We start from the raw sequence: 19,263 nt of genomic DNA, 5'->3' as shown, positions 1-19,263 counted from the left end.
GTTATCTGCCTTATAAATCTTTAAGCCATTTTTTTTGCTGCTTGGTCAACTCCACCTTTTCCACCAACTCAGGTCGACGTTCAAGAGTCCGCTGATAACGCTGCAAAAACCGCCATTTTTCAATGTTGGCATGATGTCCCGACTTCAATATATCGGGCACATCCAAACCTTCAAAATGGTCTGGCTTGGTATATTGTGGGCAATCTAACAGACCATCCACAAAAGAATCTTGCACAGCCGATTGCTCATCAGACATCGTATTCGGCAAACGTCGAATAATACTGTCCAACAACACCATCGCAGGAAGCTCTCCACCTGATAAAACGTAATCCCCAATTGACCATTCCTGATCAACATATTTTTGGATTAAACGTTCATCTACCCCTTCATAACGTCCACATAACACAATCAATCCATCATAATCGACAAACTGTTGTACCGCAGGCTCATTTAAGGTTTTCCCTTGTGGCGACATATACACCACTGGAACATGAACGGCTCCCGCTTGCTCTGCAAGCTGTTTGGCACGTTGGATGGCTTTTGCCAGAGGCTCCGCCATCATCACCATACCTGGACCACCACCAAAGGGACGTTCATCCACTCTTTTGTAGTTGCCCTCAGCAAATTCACGTGGATTAATACAATGGACTTGTACAATGTCACGCTTTGCTGCGCGCCCGCTAATACCGTAGGCTGTAATCGCTTCAAACATTTCAGGAAAAAGCGTAATGACTGCAAAAAACACCGCAGACTCCTCTATTTTCCTGCTGTGTGAATCCTAAACAGGATTAATAATCTACGCCCCAATTGACGTAGATACGACCAGCTTCGAGATCAACGCGTTGTATCACATCTTTATGCCATGGAATCATACGCTCTTCACTATCGATGCTTTCAGCAGTTGCGCGAACCACCATCACATCATTAGCGCCTGTTTCGAACAGTTCATGGATTTGACCGAGATTCACTTCTTGCTCTTCATCATTTAGACCTAACACAGTTAAGCCTTTTAAATCCGACCAATAATACTCGTCCACGCCTGCTTGAGGCAGTTGAGATTTTGAGATCCAGACATTTGCACCGACCAGATTATCTGCTGCTGTGCGATCACTCACACCTTTCAGCCAAACAACCAAACCTTTGCCATGTGGTTTCCAACGTTTTACATCGACAATTTGCCAACCTGCTTTGGTCTCAATGTACCAAGGCAGGTAGTCAAATATGTTGCTCATAGGTTCTGTATTGGAATAGACCCAGAGCCACCCATTTAATCCATATGCTGAACGTAACTGTCCAATCTGAATACGATCTTCGGGAACATTCTGTGTTGGTGTCATGGGCTATACCTACTACTTAATCTAAAATTATGCAGTAGCTGCAGCTTTCTTAGCTTGAGCAGCTAAAGAAGCAACACGATCAGAAGGTTGAGCACCTTGTGCTACCCAATGAGCAAAACGGTCAGCATCTAAACGAAGTTTTTCTGCTTTACCTTGAGCTGTTGGGTTGAAGAAACCAATACGTTCGATGAAACGACCGTCACGTGCATTACGACTATCAGTCACAATGATTTGATAAAACGGACGTTTTTTAGCACCACCGCGTGCAAGACGAATAACTACCATGATACAACCTTATAGTTTTTACGGATTTTCCCTGTACCGACCATCGATACATTTCAAACCCCTTTGATAGAGGGCGACATTCTACGCTAAATTCAGCATGAGGGAAAGATCAAAAAATGATTTATCCACAGTTTTGAATTTAGGAACTAGCGACCATCCCAAGTTGAACCAACTGACAGTACGCATGTAGTTGCAGCCTTTGACCAGTATTTTTGCCCTTGGTCATTTAAACAGATAACCCCATTTCCATCTTGAGCCGTACCTGATTTAGGTGTTGCTATCAGCAACCAACCATTCGTATTAGCGGAACTACTTGTTAATGCAACATTATTTCTATCAGTGAGCGTAAAATCATACATCCCATCAGAGGTTTGAACCGAACCATAGACATTCGATAATGTTCTTCCTGCAAAGTTACTGTTGGCGAGTTTATAGCTCGCCAAACTACGTGCAATTTGTAACATTTCAGCTTGTGCATCTGCTCTTTGCACACGAACCTTGTAACCTGTATAAGATGGGTAAGCAATTGCCGCAAGAATTCCAATGATTGCCACAACAATCATTAACTCTATAAGTGTAAAACCTTTCATTACCAACTTTCGCTCCCTGTTGCAGTTGTCCCACAATCAGAATATGTCACATTTGCTCTTGTTTTATTTTTGCAACGCAAACCAGAACTGGTCATCAAAAAATTGAAGTTTTGAGCATCACTGGTTTCAGCAATCATTGCCCAACGTCGTGCTCTAATTGCCGGCGAAGCGGTCGTATCTGTTAATAACTTAGTCGGATCATCACCGTCACGAATAGTAATCGTATATTTGATGCCAGAACTAGTTGCCCCTCTGGGCAACGTTACGGAATTCATCGCACCCGTAACCCCATAAATAAAATTGGGATCAAATCCTCTATATGAAAAGTTACGTGATTTGTGTCGCTCCAATTGTTCCGCAATTTTTTGCAGTTCTTGTTGGGCTAATCCAGCATCTGCACGACGTACATAATTCAAATAGCTTGGTATTGCAATCGCAGCAAAAATTGCCACGATCACAACAACAATCATTAATTCAATTAAGGTAAACCCTTGCTGTCTTCGCCCTAAATTACTCCAAATGGAATGTAATTTAGGGATCTTATTGTTATTTATTGCACCCATTTTTCATACCACCGTGTTGGATTGACAATTCGACGGCATTCCCATTTACCCACACTCCCCTGATTGGTACTAATCGTCGATTCGCAAGCTCCATCACCTCCTCCACCTGGTACAAAAGCAATCCCACGAATGCCTGAACCAATCGCATTTGCATTACATTCAGATACCCCAGCAGGACATGTAGTTTGCGTCACAAATCCAGTCCCACCTCCATCTCCTCCAGGACCTTCTCGATCACTATCCACAGTACCTGCCGCTGTCAAACATGCACCAAATGGTAAACAGTATTTTTGACGGTCAGTTTCACCCACCACACGTGGTAAACATGGGTTTTGTGGTGCAATACCCGTACCTTGCGGGTCATATACTGGCACAATTAGATTTCCTGTAATCGCCACTGGTTCCTCAAAGGCTTTCATTCCACCCAATACTCGGAAGCTTCCACCTGCCCGTTCTACACCTGCACCATTACTTGAAAGTGAACGATACCAACCATCTTTAGTTGCTGTTGTACCTATAAAGGTAGATGCAACAATACCTGATAATAACTGTGGATTTTTTTGCAAATTCGCCAGGGTCTTATTTTCTGACTCTAAGGTTGGGGAACCAGTAATTAAATTGCGCTTAATAAAGTCACGGTCAATAATACCGTATACATTGTTAACCAAACGATCAGTCAAGGCTGTGGTTGGTAACATACCATCACGGCCTATACTTGGATAAACATCAAGCGGTGTACTTCGGTTACCTGACGCTAAACCAACAATAATAAATGTAGTCGCACCCTGATCATGAATCGTTACGGTTGGTGCCTCATAAAAACGTGGATTTTTACCTAAAGTCAATGCCGCGCCAGTTGTTCCATCCGTCGCAAGATTTGCTAAGCGAGCAACACGCACACCAAATGCACTGTAAGTTGACCCTGATAAAGTTTGACTATTATTTAAGTCAGCGCGAAAAACTTGCCCACCTAAATCACCGAAATAAAGATGATCAATCAAGCCATCTGCATCACGATCAAGTGCGCTGATACGACTCACCACACTGTGCGTCATATTAGCATTATTTGTGTCTGCACCAGTCGAACTTGCCCACCAGATACGTTCGCCTGTTTTTGCATCAATAATATAAACTGCATTTCCTTGAGCAGCTGACTTATTATTACAAGTGGTATCAGGATAATCTGTTGTTGCAACAGTTGCTCCTAAACGGAAACTAGGATTTTCATAACATTGATCATAGCCCCCACCAACAATCATGACGCGACGAATTGCACCGTTATAACGAATATTCGCTAATACTGGTTTAGACCAAGATTGCCCCATTCGGCTATAATTAGAGATATCAGGACCAACTCTAAACAATAATTTAGGACTCGTAGGAGTTAACACATCTAAACCATAATAGCTGCTTCCACCCATGCGTAATCCACCATAAATGTTCATTTGGCGTGCTTTAACCATACTACTTTCTGAAGATGATGTGGCTTTTTGAGTTTTATAAGCAGGATCTGCCACCCATGCACCATCTACACCATGTACAGGTGCATTGGTATCATCTTGCCCTTTTACCAACGCTTTAGAAGATACTGTATCTCTTAATAATTCCGCAGGAACAAATACCATTTGTTCTACACCAGTTTCACCATCGACCAAATGCAAACCACCATCCATTGTGCCATACAATACTGATTGACTTCGGGTACTGGTTAATTCACCAGCACTGTCTAGTGTACCTGAGTAAGTCAACTGAACTGGGAAGGAGTGAATACTTCCGCCCATTGCTAAATATGGCGAATTTGGAGTAGTCAACGTGGTTGGCAAAGCTGTAGCCGTTTCGTCTAAAGGAACGCTATAACCCAAATAGTTTAATAACTTTTGCTTGGCCAATAATGGAAAATCTTGCAGTGTCGTTTGAGTACCAAACTGACTCAAAATATAGGTTGTGATATTAGAAGAGGGCAAAGTTCCACTTGGAATAGTAAGTAAGCTAGCACCATTTGCAGCATTCGTTAAAGTTGCTCCTCCAGTTGCAGATACATCCGTATACAATCGACGTAAGCGATTCTCATTGGCTGTATACGCATATTGTTTTGGCGTAACATCTAAATTTTGAGATTGACCAAGAATAGGCATTGGAACTTTAGAATAAGCACCACCTAGAGTAATAATACCACCATCATTATAACTTTCATTCTGATAAACACTGGCACTATTCCACAAATCCTTGGTGTTAGCTTGGAAACCACCATCTGCATTATAAACCAAGGTTGTACCATTCGCCGCAGCAAAAGCACCTGCATTCGTACCTGAAAGCAAAACTTGATATTTCTTTAAGTTCCCAGCCCAAATGACTTTGTTACTCTGTGGGTTTGGTTCTAGGGCACGTAAATAACCATAAGGTTGCAAACCATTTGGGTTCAAATTATCTACAGGTACTGAAATCGCACCCGTGGTTAATGGCTCCAAAGGTGCAGCACCCAAGTTATTAATAAAGGCTATAACACTATCTGTTACACCAGCAGCACTCTGCGTCGTAAAAAATCCACCATTACCATAACCTGGATAGGTGACTGAATATGTGCTCTGACCTGGTGAACATGCATCATCACCTCCTCTGTCAGTTTGAGAACGTGAACTAAGCTGACATGCTCTTTGAACATATGACTTAGTTAGTCCATTCATGTCATTACCAAAACCTACGAATGCCGTCTGAATTGAAACCCCAGCAGGATTCTTGGTTCTATCAAAAAGTTTTTTCGCAAACTCCCCCATACAATGCCAACCACCAGCATTACCGTCAGGATCATTTGCATCAGACATTCCACCTGAGCAACTAAAACCATTACCATAATCAGCTAAAGCAGTACTCATCACATTGGTAGCTCTGGTAGTGCTTGTACCATTTGCAGCACCATCAGATAAGATATAAACCCCTTGTCCATCACAACTTACTCTATCTGCCTCAGCAGGCAATGGAGAAACATAAGTAGTTTTTGTACTATTTTTTATTGAATCAATTGAATTTGCAAAACCGCTATCAGCATTCGAACCATTTAATTGTTCTTCGTATTTAAAGTAAATTGTACCTAAATTTGTCCCTTTGTTGCCATCTTGAGCAAGCTCGGTATCAGAAGGAGCACTCGTTAATAAACTCCAATTTGAACAAGTTTGCGTGCCCGAATTAAAATCTGTATTATTATGGCTACTACATTGATAATACAATGTTTTAGTTTCTACAAAAGTAGCATTAATGCTTCCTCCTCCATATGTATAATTACCCCTCCGATCTTCATCTCTTCTTTTATAACATTTTAGATCTGATGAATTAAAATATGGATAGTTACTTGTGCACGAGTAGTAATTAACATCCTGCGATCTATATACATCTTTCTCAATTGTAGCAATGCTTCGGGTTGATGTCCCCATCAAATAAGCTGCTGCTTCCGCATATGCATGTGCTGTGGGAGTTCCTCCATCAGCTGACAATCCTTGCACTGCAGCTCGTAAAGCATTGCGTTGAGCTGAACCGACTGGGCCCAACTTATCTACTGCAACTAGAATACGGCCTGCTCGCCCATTACCACCAACAGAATAATGCCCCAAACCAACTCGTACCTCATTTAGGGTAGGGTTATTACTATCTAAAAAAGCATACATCCCATTTTTTAAACGAGTTAAACGCGAACCTGTCTGCCCAGAATCCGTATAACTCATAGACCCTGATGTATCCAACATCATGACAATGGTTTTTTTACCCGCACTCGGCTTAGCGTAAATTTGTAAATCTGTCGCTTGAACAACAGAAGATGCAATGAGCAACGTCCCCGTAAACACAACTGAAAATACAGCACCAGTATGAATTTGGGTGCGATCTTTTCGCTCAAACTTATTTGGTTTCATTATTGTTCTCCCACTCATCATGGCGCTATGATTTGAATATCACGTTTACGTAAATCAATTTCTTGGACTTGAGTATTCACAGGAATACCATAACTTCTTAAACAATCAGCAACCGTTCTTTTCCCAGAAACGGCATCATCAACATTGTCATTGATATACCCGACTGTACTCGAAGACCCGATACATTCACTTTGTACTGTCGCAAGATTTTCTGTTGAATACGTCGGCATAATTGCTGTTGATGTAACACGTACACGAGCCTCAACTTTTCCTTTAGACGTATTTGATTGCAAACTGACATCAGTATCTCGCGCAAGTGTTGAACCTGGATTTGCATCTGTTATGGCATCAGTAGGAATGCGCACAGCAACTTGTGTGACTACTGCCTGACGAGCACTCCCATAATCAGCCTCTAAATCACAAAACCCGCTGCGATTTGTTTGGGTCGAATCTATCGTCGCTTTGGTATTTGCAGGATCACCTTTAGCAGGGGGTACTAGCACTGTCGTATCAAGTGCTGAACCCAATTTGAGATTGGAGGTAGGTCTGTAGCAAAAAATGATTTCTTTACCAGGTGCTACCTTGTTTTCCTCAATAGCCTTACCTATTGCACCACTTAAAACCGTTAAATCATTATAATTGGCGACGTTTAAAAATTGATTGGTCGGTGTATCACCTGTTTGCAATAAAAGCTGACCCACTTGACTATTGGTTGCGATGTTTAAAGATGTGATTGCAACCCGAATACCGATGATGCCCACAATCGTAATGAGCAACAACATAAAGAGCACAACTATCAATGTTGCGCCGCGCTGTGCTTGGTGAGTTAAAGTACTGTGTTTCATAGTGCTTCTCCCAAACCATTGCGCAATGTAATATTGGTGGTATATACACGACGAGCAAATTTTGTGGTTGTATTATTTAACGTGACATTTTGATTCAAAATTGGAATTTGCTTCGTTAAATCAATAGCCGCGTTATTAGTATTGTCCATTGACCGCACTAAGACCCCAAGCTTTACAGCAATAATGCGTGGTGGAATTCTAGATGCCGCACGTTCAGTTGTTGCAAGCGTCCGATATTGATTAATTGTGTAATATGCCAAACTACCCGAACCATTTCGTACACCCAATTGCACTGTAAAATGATCTACACGTGGAATAATAATTTCTCCCGCGTCACCAAAACCATTAATTGCTGTAGGCGGCAACACAGGTGCTGTACCTGCAGCTGTTGGTTGATTTGCATCACAAGCTAGCCCGTAATCTGTACCAGACGTAGCAGTTGCGGGATCTCGTCTAACAAAATATCGTTGTATAACATAATCACCAGCTTGAACACTTGCCCCTTCACAATTCATCATCGCATTTGGAGAGATGAATTGAATGGTTAACTGGTCGCTAGTAAGGTTTACATTCGAAAGTCCACGCCATTCATTTGTTACAGTACTTAAAGTATCACCTTGACTGTGGCTTAATAAGCCATTTGAAACAAAAGGAGCTGAAGCAGGAATTGGAATATTCGCTGTTGTGACTGTAGCTGTCCTTGCCGTCAAAACTATCCCACCCCATGAGGTTTGTTCATTTAATTCAGGATTGGTCGTGTTGGCGTAATTGGCTAAACGAATGTCTTTGGCAATATAATCCAAACCAAACACACCGCTGTTTTGTAACTCAGCACTTGCCTCTTGCATACGAGAAGACAGCAACCCACCAGTAAACAATTGAATTGCAGCAGCACTGATCAACAACCCCAAAACTAGGGCAACCATCAATTCAACTAAGGTAAAACCTTGTTGTTTTGTCATAGAAACATAGCTGTTATTCATTTTAATATGCCTCCATCATCAAACAACGTGCAGTATTTACATATACCCCAGTAGATGACATACATTGACTAACATTAGCAGCAGATGACGTTGCTGTTATCGTTGTATTATCCCATGCAGCATATAAGCATTGTCTTTTAACAGGTGCACTTGAAACGCCAGGACATTCCGCCATCGTAATTTTCATCCCAATTTCAAATGCTGACTTTGCTGCATTATAGGCATCGTAATTCGCCATTTGCGCTGGGGTACATAATGTTGATGGATTATAACAAGATGGCGTTGGAGCCGTTGGAGTTGCCGTAATGGAAGTATAACCACGAACCGCAGTAGCATAACTGGATTGACCTGCGCCATTTGCTCGAATGTTTTCTGCTAAACCTCTTAGAATTAAGACCCCTTGAGATTTAGTCAAAGCCTCAGATGAGGCATCAATTGCACGTAGTTGCAAGGCAACATAGCCCAAGACCCCTATTGCCAATAGCAATAAAGCAACCAGCACTTCCATAAGCCCTACGCCAGTTTGATATTTATTATAGTTCATTAGCAGGTTCCTGAACTTTGACTAATTGCACCTAAACGTTGCACGGTTATCGTCCGTGAATTTCCATAAGCACAGATATTAAATGAGACCTGAGCATTAGCACTGCCAGTAGAATTAAATAATGCTGCAGTGCTACTTGTTGATTGTACTGTCACAGCAGGATCCACCATAACTTGAAAAACACGTTCGATCTGCACTGTTTCCTGCTGCGTGGTCGTCATAGATGAATAATTCGGAATTACTGCAGTTGCACATTCATCTTTTGTAAAATTATCATCACTATTGGTTTTATTTGGACATACTGCAACTGTTGTTCGCAATAGTGCCGCTTGAGATTTAGCTTGATTAAGCGTTGTAATAAAGTCGCGTGCGTTACCATTCAATTTTTGTCTTACAACCAAATTCCCAAAAGAAGGTGCTGCCATGGTCGCAATAATCACCAATACAGCAATTGTCACTAGTAGCTCTATTAAGGTGAACCCTCGATTTGTTCGCATACGCCCTCCCCAAGGCAATTTCTCTTTACCCTATTTAAAATCATATTTCTTTTTTTTACAAAACGAACACAAAAAGGATAAATGGCATAAAAAAACAGATGATTGCCAAAAAGCAACCATCTGTCAAATCTTTAATAAAAATATAATGTTAAGCCTGCAACACTTTAAGCCTGTGTTACAGGAATACGTAACTCTTTTGGCAAACTAAAGGTAATGTTTTCTTCACGCCCCGCAAGCTCTTCAGGTACTTTCGCACCCCAATCTTGCAGACGCTGAATGACTTGCTTAATCAGAATTTCAGGCGCAGAGGCACCAGCCGTCACACCAATTTTAGTATTCGCATCAAACCAATCTTGCTGTAACTGTTCCGCATTATCGACCAAATAAGCCGCTTTACCCATACGCTCCGCCAGTTCACGTAAACGGTTCGAATTCGATGAGTTTGGAGACCCGACGACCAAAACCACATCGCATTGCTGAGCCAAATCACGCACAGCATCTTGGCGGTTTTGCGTGGCATAACAAATATCATCTTTACGAGGACCCTGAATCTTCGGAAATTTTTTACGCAGCGCATCAATCACTTTAGCGGTGTCATCAATCGACAACGTCGTTTGTGTCACAAAAGCCACTTTATCAGGATGACGCACATCCAACTGAGCGACGTCTTCTTCATCTTCAACCAGATAAATATCACCACCATTTTTCTTGTCATATTGTCCCATCGTGCCTTCCACTTCAGGATGACCTTCATGACCAATCAAAATGGCTTCTACCCCTTCACGGGCATATTTAGTGACTTCAATATGTACTTTGGTGACCAAAGGACACGTTGCATCAAAAACTTTTAAACCGCGACGCTCTGCTTCTTGCTGTACCGCTTTAGATACACCATGCGCGCTAAAAATCACGATATTGTCATCAGGTACTTCATCTAACTCATCGACAAAAATCGCGCCACGCTGACGTAAATCATCCACCACAAATTTGTTGTGTACCACTTCATGGCGTACATAAATTGGTGGCTGAAAACACTCAAGTGCACGATTTACAATCGCAATGGCTCGATCGACCCCTGCACAAAAACCACGCGGATTAGCCAATACAATTTCCATAAGACCCTCATTGCTCACTTAAATGCACGTCATGCGAAACTAAATTTATGCAAACTAAAATTCGACTAGCTATTTAGTTTGCAACATATCTACTCTAAAATAGAGAGGATATTTTATCATATCAGGAAAAATATCATGTCGGGTCTCTTGTTTGTCGTTTCTGCTGCGTCAGGAACTGGCAAAACATCTCTCGTAAAAGCCCTACTTGAGCGTGTAAGTAATTTACATGTTTCTGTATCTCATACCACTCGTGGGCAGCGTCCTGGTGAACTTGATGGTGTGCATTACCATTTCACTCAAAAAGAAAACTTTCTAAGGTTAGTGGATCAAGGTGGATTTATTGAGTATGCAGAAGTCTTTGGCAATTATTACGGCACTGCACAAGCAACTGTAAAAGAGCAACTCGCCAAAGGACATGATGTTTTACTGGAAATTGACTGGCAAGGTGCAGAACAAGTCCGCAAATTGTTCCCAGAATCAATACAGATTTTCATTTTACCGCCAAGCCAGTTCGATTTACGCCAACGTCTATCTAATCGTGGTACGGACAGTGTGGAAGTGATTGAACATCGTTTAAGTTGTGCAGTCGAAGACATGCAACAATTTGTCAATTTCGACTATGTCATTATTAATGATGACTTTAATAAAGCCTTGCATGATCTTGAATCTGTCATTACAGCAAACCGTTTGGTTCTGACGCAGCAAGCCAATCGTCATCAAGACTTAATTCAAAAGTTAATCACTCCTGTTGAATCGTGATTAAACCTTGAGTCTAAACTGAAAGCATTTTATACTGCACAGTCTGTTTCCGCATTTTAGCATTTATACGAGAGCACATATGGCACGCGTAACCGTTGAAGATTGTTTAGACCATGTAGACAACCGCTTTGAGCTTGTACTAGTGGCAAGCAAACGTGCGCGCCAACTCGCACGTCAAGGTATTGAACCAACTGTAGAATGGGACAACGACAAACCAACAGTTGTTGCTCTTCGTGAAATTGCAATTGGTCACGTTTCAAAAGATATTTTGAAACAACGTGAGCAAGACTACCAAACTTCAAGCCTTGATCTTGCACTTTCTGCAAACAATTTGAATTTAGATGGTTTCTCTTTCCAATAAGAAAGAAAAACTACATAAAAGCCTAGTTTTTAACTGGGCTTTTTTATGCTTGGAACTTTAATATTTCTTCAAGAACAGTTATAACATTAACTGAAATTACGCTATTTTTTTAAACTGCCAATTTGTGATTTTTGCATAAAAAATTTGACAAGTTTCGCACTTTGCTTTTTATTAAAAATTGAACCCATTAATCGATTCCTCATGGTATAGGTACAGGTGTTATATGCCAGGCGCAGAAGTCAGCCAAGCCAAACAACAACTCAAAGTGATTGTCGACGCTTATCTCAATGAAAGCGAAGTCGAGCGAGTGCTTGCGGCCTGCGATTATGCCGATATTGCGCATGATGGAATTACGCGGAAAAGTGGTGAGCCATACATCCTGCACCCGATTGCAGTCAGTTGTATTTTGGCACACATGCGCTTAGATGTAGAAACCCTGATGGCCGCATTGCTACATGATGTGATTGAAGACACCGATTTTAGCAAAGAAGATATTAAAGAGAAATTTGGTCTGACCGTGGCAGAACTGGTCGATGGTGTCACTAAACTGAGCCATTCCAGCGATAAAGAATACAACAAAGCCGCTTCATTCCGAAAAATTTTACAAGCTACCCTACAAGATCCACGTGTCATTATTATTAAATTAGCTGACCGCTATCATAACATGACCACACTGGAGTCTTTACGTCCAGATAAACGTGCACGCATTGCTCAAGAAACCTTTGATGTGTTTGTACCAATGGCACGTTTAGTGGGCATGAATGAAATGGCCGATAATCTTGAACATTTGTGCTATCAAAATCTTGATTTAGACATGTTCAATAATGTTCAGGAAGCCTTGCTTAAAACCAAGCCCAAACGCTGTGAATACCAAGCCTTATGGGAAAAAAATCTGACTGCACTCTTACAACAAAATCAAATCAGTGGTCGGATTAAAAAGAAAAACAACAATATTGAGCTACTCCGTCACTTCGTCAAAAACGATATTGATTTACAAGAACTGACCCATAGTCATGCCTTTGAAATTATTCTGCAAAGCATCGCAGATTGTGACAATCTCGCTGAAACCTTAAAAGAACATTTTCAAGTTCTATCTTATCAAGACCATATTCGACGACCATTGCCTGGTGGCAACCAGTCGCTCATGCTGCGCCTAAAAGGTGAAAAAACCACGCTCTCCCTGACCTTACAAACCGAATTGATGCGTAAGGCTGCGCGTTATGGCGTTGTATTGGGTGAAAATGCGCCTCAAGCCTGCCGTTCTGCTATTCAAGCCTCCATGCAAAACTTAAATGTTTTAATTGATAGCAGTTGTGCAAAAACCACCTTTAACGATTTACTAGATTATTTACACCAAGAAAAAATTTGGGTGTATACCCCACACGGGCAATTACATGAATTACCACAAGGCGCAACTGCCGTGGATTTTGCCTATTCAGCGAGTCTTTTTTTAGGCAACCATGCGATCGGAGCGAAGATTAATGGCGAAACTAAGCCCTTATCTACCCCGCTTGTAAGTGGACAAGTGATTGAAATTATCACCGATGTACTCGCCACTCCAAATCCTGATTGGCTCAGCTTTATTAACACCCAAAAAGCCAGACGCGCCATTCAAAACATCCTCCGAGATCAAGATGTAGAAGAACAACAATTGGTTGGTGAACAGGCACTCAACCGCGCCCTAAGACTTTTCCATCGCTCAACATATGACCTGACTGAAGATGATTGGTTAGATCTTCTACAATGGCGTCATCTAGATTCCAAAAATCGTTTATTCCAACAAATTGCCGTGGGTGACTTGTTACCACAACTGGTTGCCAATCATTTATTTGCTCAAGATCAATCCATTGAAGATCATAACTCTGACCGCCTTATTCAAGGTACGGAGGGTGTGGATGTCAAATATGCACATTGCTGTAATCCCGTGCTAGGAGATCCAATTCAAGGACATCTTTCACGTCGTGGATTAATCGTGCATCGTGCCCGTTGCCACAACCTTCTGCATGAGCAACATTTACATCCTGAAAATATCATGCCACTGCAATGGTCTTCCGAAGACCTCGACGATGTCAGCTTTACAGCCTATCTTTGCATTGACATGGAGATGGACGATGAACAGATTTCAGATTTAATCTATCAATGCCGTAAAGCCAAAACAGGGGTAGAAATGGTGCGCAATTACGACCATAAAACCTATGTGAATATTGTAGTGAATAACCGTAAACAAATTGCCCAGATCATTCGTGACCTACGCATGCACTACGGTTTTCCACGCATTACCCGCCTAGCCGTACCACTGAATATGACTGAAGCTTCTATAGCAAGTTAATCATTTAAATCGATAGGGCTTCTGTATCTGAATACAATCCTTTAAGATGTATTCAGATATAAAAGGAGAAAACGATGTCCCGCCAAGTTATTCATACTGAAAATGCCCCTGCTGCGATTGGTACTTATTCTCAAGCAATTCTCGTTGGTGAAACACTTTATCTTTCAGGGCAAATCGGTTTAGATCCGTACAGTATGGAATTGGTAGAAGGCATTGAGGCACAAATTCGCCGAGTTTTTGATAACTTAAAAGCCGTGTGTGAAGCTGCAGGTGGTTCACTTGCCGACATCGCCAAACTCAATATCTTTTTAACTGATTTATCTAATTTCCAACTGGTCAACCAAATTATGGGTGAATATTTTGCTCAACCTTATCCAGCACGTGCTGCGCTAGGTGTGGCAAGTCTACCTAAAGGAGCGTTGGTCGAGATGGATGGTATTGTGATTATTCCACAATAATTTATAAAACCAATTCAATCACCACCTTCACTCTTTAGCTCTCAGTTATATAAAGCTTTTGCGCAAAATCCGAGCAGAACTCGGATTTCCGCTCAGGTGGTATTTTTTTATTTAAATTCCCAATGATAATAATTCTCTTTTTAAATGAATGCTATTGACAAACGATAACAATTATCAATAATATTACTTATCGTATTTAACCTTATCTGGCTCGCAGTCATGTACGTATGTTTGTGTCGTGGTATTACAGATCAAGATATTAAAGATGCCGTTGCTAACGGTGCAGAAAGCTATCGTGAAATCCGCGAGCTACTTGATCTAGGGACATGCTGTGGTCGTTGTGCTCCTGAAGCGCGTGCCATCATCAGTGACGAAATTGCAGAAATTGCTGGACGTATTGCCGTCGCAGCTTAACAATACTTAGAAATAAAATGATCTGGATTGATCATTCCTCCTCCCCCGCTTTTGACTCTAAGCGGGTTTTATTTTTCTAGTTTAATATCCAATTGTTTTTGATTGCGATTTTCATTTGCCGTTCAATAAAGCACTCGCCTTTCAGCATTTTCTTGTTTAAGATTTACAGAATAACAGGCTGCAATAGTCTAACTTAAAATTTTAAATCAGCATTGATTGATGGAGTTTATGCTATGAAAGGCAATCGCGATGTGATTAACCAGTTAAATCAGGTGCTCTATCATCATTTAACTGCTATTAACCAATATTTCCTACACTCAAGAATGTTTAATGACTGGGGCATTGAGCAATTGGGTTCTGCCGAATATAAAGAATCGATTCGTCAGATGAAACATGCCGATAAAATCATTGAACGGATTTTATTTTTAGAAGGCTTACCAAATTTACAACACCTCGGTAAACTTTATATCGGTCAACATACTGCTGAAGTTCTGAATTGCGATATTCGCAAAGTGAAAGAGAACATTGAAAGCATTAAAACAGCTGTGACTTTGGCTGAACAAACCTTAGACTATGTGACGCGTGATTTAGTTCAAGAGATCCTAGAAAAAGAAGAAGAATATTGGGATTGGCTCACCACTCAACTAGATTTAGTCGAAAGTGTCGGTATTGAAAACTATATTCAAAGCCAACTCTAATCAATAAAAAAGCCAGCATTTCGCTGGCTTTTTTAGGTCTTTTATTGAGCTGGCTCTAACAACGATTCATAGCTCACATCGACATGTTTCAACTCTTTTAATAACCATAATTGGTGACGTGCCCCCTGTTCATCCCCATTAAAGGCAAGAACACGGGCATATTTCAACAAATCATATTTGGTTGGATAGCACTGTACCATTTCATGAATTTGCTGTAATTCAGCTTTACTCAATACCGTGTTCGGGTTCAATCGAATCCATGCAATTCTGCGACTCAGTTCATCTAAAACATAAATTCGGTCATGATTGGTAATTTTTTCAGGGGTATGTTCATAACGCATCGACTGATTCAGTTTAGGCACTGCCACCATATAATCACGATGAATTAAAACCAAAAGCAAGCCCCCTACAACAAACATCATTTGCGTATATTTGGGCGCTAAATTCCAAACTTTAAGTTGAGTTTCCTGCGATAGCACCAAACCCACAATAAAGCCCAATGGTAATAAGAAATAGGCATAATTCTGCGGATATTCCAATAAGGCATGCACCAATACCGCCACAATCATCAGAATACCAATAACAGACTCTGTTGAATTCACTCGACTAATTAAGCGATATGCCAGATAAATTAAATAACCCAGAAATGGTACACCAATCAGCAAGCCATTCCATACCAAGAAATCCAACACAAAATTATGTGAGCTTCGTACCCATTCGGGAATGCGATAATATTCACTTACAGCAACCTGAGCGACACTGGTTTGATTCCAACCATAACCAAACCATGGTCGGTCTGAAATGGCATAAAGCATTTGTTGCCATATACCTAAACGCAAATGCCCTGAGCTGGCACGTTCAATCGCTGTTGGCGAGTCCGCAATTGCCAAATGTGAAGCTTGTGCCAACCAATGGTCAACGATTGGCATGACTAAAATTAGCCCGATAAATAAGCCAACCCAAGTCAACATTGCATACCATTTGAGGCGCAAATACCCTTTATATTGCTGATAGAAGAAATAAGCGACAAATAAGATACAGACGACCCATGACGTTCTAGACTGGCTTAAAACCAACGCAATCAATATTATCAATGAGCATAGACTTAAAATCCAAGCCTTAAGCTTACTTTTCTCGAATAAATACAGACTCGCCATTAACGAAAGAATAAGGAAAGTGGCCATATTATTCGGCTGAGCAAAATTCGCATAAGGACGATTACTGCGTAAATTGGCAATACCAGGAATATGATTTTCGATTGTGAGCCACTGACAGATTGCCATCAGCCCTGTGATTGTACCTACGACCAACAATACATAACTCAAATTCGTAAATACTTGCTCTCGATCTTTTAAGGTTAAAGCTAGGTTATAACCCAATACCATACTTAACCAAAAAGCAAAAACAAAAAGACCTGAAATCAATGCAATACTAAAGAAAAATTCCAGCCCAAACAGCCATTGCAGCAATGGAATAAACGCCATAGCAGCTAATGGAAGTGTCAAAACTGGTACTTTTATTTTTTGCTGAAGAAAAATGGCGGTGAGTGCAAACAAGGATAAAAAAGCAAACAATTCACCTGTATAGGTCACCCACGGGCGATAGTGAACAGGTAAAAGCCAAGCCAGTGCTATAAGTACACTGGCAAGTAAAGAAAGAATAAATTTCATGGGGTGCTACAGTTGCAGAACTGTGCATAGTGTAATTCAAAATGTTGGTTTTTTCTGCGTTATTGAATTCTTCCAACACAATCAGACAAAACACTTAACATCACTCTCTCTAACCTTTATTCTTTCAATATCCAATTAGACTCGACATTGGCTCAAACATTTTCTTTATTCAATTTCATTTTTCTAAAATTTGCTCATCTTTTCCATCCAGTAATGACTGATATGAAAATTCCAAATCATACATTATCTGTAATATCATCAATTGGCGTCTTGCCTCTGTAGAATAACCATTAAATGCTAAAAGTTGAGCTGACTTATGGAGATCATAAGGTTTCAAATATGATTTCACCATATACTGTGAATCTTGAATCTGTTGCTGATTAACCTTCATTTTAGGATATAGTGCTAACCAATGGGCACGTTGATTAAAATTATCGAAAAAATAAAGCTGATATGGCAGCGCTACATTTGATCTTAAATTCCCCATTGCATGCAACCGACCTGCAAAAAGATTATCTTCAATTTTCACATATTCAGATACTATAAATGTCACCCCAAATAGACTCAGTACAAATATACTTATAATATAAATTTTCTTGATTATTATCTTATGAAGCTTATCGACAATCAAAGTACCGCACATTAAACCAAAAGGTAATAAAAAATATGCATAGTAAAGTGGGTACTCTAATAAAGCATGAACAATAAAACTAGAAATAATTAGAAATGCAAAAGCTCCTTCAATATTCGATATACTCTTAAAAAGATTAAAATAGAAACATGTGAGAAACAAAATAATCAAAAAACCTAATGGAACACCACACCACACCAAAATATCTAAAAATAAATTGTGTGCGCTCGTAGCCCACTCTCTACCCGATATGGAATCAACAACATTAAACTGGGCCGCTGTAGTCTGATTCCAACCATAACCAGTCCATGGACTCTGAACTAGAGCATGAACCATTTGGTTCCATATATTTAAGCGCCCAAAGCCCGTAGTTGCTCGATCATAAACAGTATGGGCCGAATTTATACTAAAGTAATGACTTAGAAATGAATTTAAATAAGGTAAAACCAAGCTCACAAAGATAAAATAAACAATTGAACATAAAATCGCTTTCTTGCTGAATCGTAGTGAACTTTTTCTAGCATAATAAAAAAGGAACAATGATACAAATACAGTAATTAACCATGCCGTCCTTGATTGGGTTAATACGATTGAAAATAGTAGCAACCCACCAACAACAACCAATTGCATTTTATTAATTTTATATTTTTCAAATAAATACCAACAAGAACAAATACTTGCATATAAAAAAGTAGCCAAATGGTTGGGTTGAGCCATATTTGCATAAGGTCGATTACCAGAATAGCTCATAATAAAAGAAGATACTTGAGCAAGACCCAACCACTGAAAATACACCATAACACTGGAGACCAAGCCACAGAATATAAAGAAATAGGCGAGGAAGTTATATAAGTTAAAACTATTTTCTCCATTTAGCTTATTTTGGTCTATGGTCAAATTAAAACCTATAACCAAAGTAAGCCAAAAATATAAAAGATAGCTAAAAGACAATATTGCTTCGGAATAAAAGAAGATTTGCCCTAAAGCATACTGCACTAAAGGAATAAGAGAAATAAGAAGAAAAGGGATCGAGATTCTAGGTACAACAACTTGCTTTTGCCACAAAAAAGGTAATAGAAAAATAATTCCTAAAAAAGAAAATAACTCAGAAAAAAATCCTGGCCAAGGTCGAGTATGAACAGGATTTAGAATAGATAAGCAGAAAAATAGAAAAGAAATAATTAATAATGGATGGGATAATCGACTAAAGCTCATGATCTAATATTAAACTGCTTACACGTTAATTTTTATGAGCCTACTATATCAGCTACTCCAATATCAT

19 protein-coding genes are annotated in these 19,263 nt (G+C 40.2%); 6 read left to right on the top strand and 13 right to left on the bottom strand.

Annotated elements, in window-relative coordinates; genetic code table 11:
- Positions 1 to 10: 10 nt before the first annotated feature.
- From trmD to ispH, 11 genes are all read right to left on the bottom strand, one after another.
- Positions 11 to 745, bottom strand: coding sequence for a tRNA (guanosine(37)-N1)-methyltransferase TrmD (trmD, locus tag DCO44_RS08665; RefSeq protein ID WP_116761014.1), 735 nt, complete (start codon positions 743 to 745; stop codon positions 11 to 13).
- 43 nt (positions 746 to 788) lie between these two features.
- On the bottom strand, positions 789 to 1,337 hold the full coding sequence (rimM, locus tag DCO44_RS08660; RefSeq protein WP_116761012.1) for a ribosome maturation factor RimM: 549 nt from the start codon (positions 1,335 to 1,337) through the stop codon (positions 789 to 791).
- Between the two features lie 27 nt (positions 1,338 to 1,364).
- A complete protein-coding gene (gene rpsP / locus DCO44_RS08655) occupies positions 1,365 to 1,622 on the bottom strand; it encodes a 30S ribosomal protein S16 (RefSeq protein WP_016168678.1) in 258 nt (85 codons plus the stop codon).
- Between the two features lie 146 nt (positions 1,623 to 1,768).
- The gene (locus DCO44_RS08650) at positions 1,769 to 2,212 is read right to left on the bottom strand and encodes a type IV pilin protein (RefSeq protein WP_116761010.1); all 444 of its coding nucleotides are present in this window, start codon (positions 2,210 to 2,212) and stop codon (positions 1,769 to 1,771) included.
- A complete protein-coding gene (locus DCO44_RS08645) occupies positions 2,212 to 2,682 on the bottom strand; it encodes a type IV pilin protein (protein ID WP_416224524.1) in 471 nt (156 codons plus the stop codon). Before DCO44_RS08645 ends, DCO44_RS08650 begins: the two co-directional genes overlap by 1 nt.
- 80 nt (positions 2,683 to 2,762) lie before the next feature.
- Positions 2,763 to 6,677 (bottom strand): PilC/PilY family type IV pilus protein, encoded by a 3,915-nt coding sequence (locus DCO44_RS08640; RefSeq protein ID WP_116761006.1) that lies wholly within the window; start codon positions 6,675 to 6,677, stop codon positions 2,763 to 2,765.
- Between the two features lie 17 nt (positions 6,678 to 6,694).
- A complete protein-coding gene (locus tag DCO44_RS08635; protein ID WP_116761004.1) occupies positions 6,695 to 7,522 on the bottom strand; it encodes a pilus assembly PilX family protein in 828 nt (275 codons plus the stop codon).
- On the bottom strand, positions 7,519 to 8,505 hold the full coding sequence (locus DCO44_RS08630; RefSeq protein WP_116761002.1) for a PilW family protein: 987 nt from the start codon (positions 8,503 to 8,505) through the stop codon (positions 7,519 to 7,521). Before DCO44_RS08630 ends, DCO44_RS08635 begins: the two co-directional genes overlap by 4 nt.
- Position 8,506: 1 nt before the next feature.
- Positions 8,507 to 9,049 carry a type IV pilus modification protein PilV gene (pilV, locus tag DCO44_RS08625; RefSeq protein ID WP_116761000.1) on the bottom strand — a complete coding sequence of 181 codons (543 nt, stop codon included), beginning with the start codon at positions 9,047 to 9,049 and terminating at the stop codon, positions 8,507 to 8,509.
- Positions 9,049 to 9,546: a GspH/FimT family pseudopilin gene (locus tag DCO44_RS08620; RefSeq protein ID WP_116760998.1), complete on the bottom strand. Its 498-nt coding sequence runs from the start codon at positions 9,544 to 9,546 to the stop codon at positions 9,049 to 9,051. The genes pilV and DCO44_RS08620 overlap by 1 nt, the downstream gene beginning before the upstream one ends.
- 164 nt (positions 9,547 to 9,710) lie before the next feature.
- Positions 9,711 to 10,661 carry a 4-hydroxy-3-methylbut-2-enyl diphosphate reductase gene (gene ispH, locus DCO44_RS08615; RefSeq protein ID WP_116760996.1) on the bottom strand — a complete coding sequence of 317 codons (951 nt, stop codon included), beginning with the start codon at positions 10,659 to 10,661 and terminating at the stop codon, positions 9,711 to 9,713.
- Between the two features lie 135 nt (positions 10,662 to 10,796).
- Here ispH and gmk point away from each other — a divergent pair, with 135 nt between their 5' ends.
- From gmk to bfr, 6 genes are all read left to right on the top strand, one after another.
- Positions 10,797 to 11,420, top strand: coding sequence for a guanylate kinase (gene gmk / locus DCO44_RS08610; protein ID WP_116760994.1), 624 nt, complete (start codon positions 10,797 to 10,799; stop codon positions 11,418 to 11,420).
- 79 nt (positions 11,421 to 11,499) lie between these two features.
- On the top strand, positions 11,500 to 11,781 hold the full coding sequence (gene rpoZ / locus DCO44_RS08605) for a DNA-directed RNA polymerase subunit omega (protein WP_004978050.1): 282 nt from the start codon (positions 11,500 to 11,502) through the stop codon (positions 11,779 to 11,781).
- Between the two features lie 223 nt (positions 11,782 to 12,004).
- Complete coding sequence (locus DCO44_RS08600; protein WP_116760992.1) at positions 12,005 to 14,110, top strand: RelA/SpoT family protein; 2,106 nt, start codon at positions 12,005 to 12,007, stop codon at positions 14,108 to 14,110.
- 74 nt (positions 14,111 to 14,184) lie between these two features.
- On the top strand, positions 14,185 to 14,568 hold the full coding sequence (locus DCO44_RS08595; RefSeq protein WP_044739681.1) for a RidA family protein: 384 nt from the start codon (positions 14,185 to 14,187) through the stop codon (positions 14,566 to 14,568).
- 219 nt (positions 14,569 to 14,787) lie between these two features.
- The gene (locus tag DCO44_RS08590; RefSeq protein WP_116760990.1) at positions 14,788 to 14,982 is read left to right on the top strand and encodes a bacterioferritin-associated ferredoxin; all 195 of its coding nucleotides are present in this window, start codon (positions 14,788 to 14,790) and stop codon (positions 14,980 to 14,982) included.
- Between the two features lie 233 nt (positions 14,983 to 15,215).
- On the top strand, positions 15,216 to 15,680 hold the full coding sequence (gene bfr / locus DCO44_RS08585; RefSeq protein WP_016168691.1) for a heteropolymeric bacterioferritin subunit Bfr: 465 nt from the start codon (positions 15,216 to 15,218) through the stop codon (positions 15,678 to 15,680).
- A 41-nt stretch (positions 15,681 to 15,721) separates the two neighbouring features.
- Here bfr and DCO44_RS08580 read toward each other — a convergent pair whose 3' ends face one another.
- Both DCO44_RS08580 and DCO44_RS08575 read right to left on the bottom strand, forming a co-directional pair.
- Positions 15,722 to 17,350 (bottom strand): PglL family O-oligosaccharyltransferase, encoded by a 1,629-nt coding sequence (locus DCO44_RS08580; RefSeq protein WP_116760988.1) that lies wholly within the window; start codon positions 17,348 to 17,350, stop codon positions 15,722 to 15,724.
- A gap of 175 nt (positions 17,351 to 17,525) precedes the next feature.
- Entirely contained in the window at positions 17,526 to 19,196 is a 1,671-nt protein-coding gene (locus DCO44_RS08575; RefSeq protein WP_116760986.1) for a PglL family O-oligosaccharyltransferase, read from the bottom strand.
- Between the last annotated feature and the right edge of the window lie 67 nt (positions 19,197 to 19,263).

It is taken from the genome of Acinetobacter sp. AM, from assembly GCF_003105055.1.
GTDB classification, from domain to species: domain Bacteria; phylum Pseudomonadota; class Gammaproteobacteria; order Pseudomonadales; family Moraxellaceae; genus Acinetobacter; species Acinetobacter tibetensis.
The sequence above is the reverse complement of the archived record's forward strand: the minus strand, read 5'-3'. Positions and strand labels throughout refer to the sequence as shown.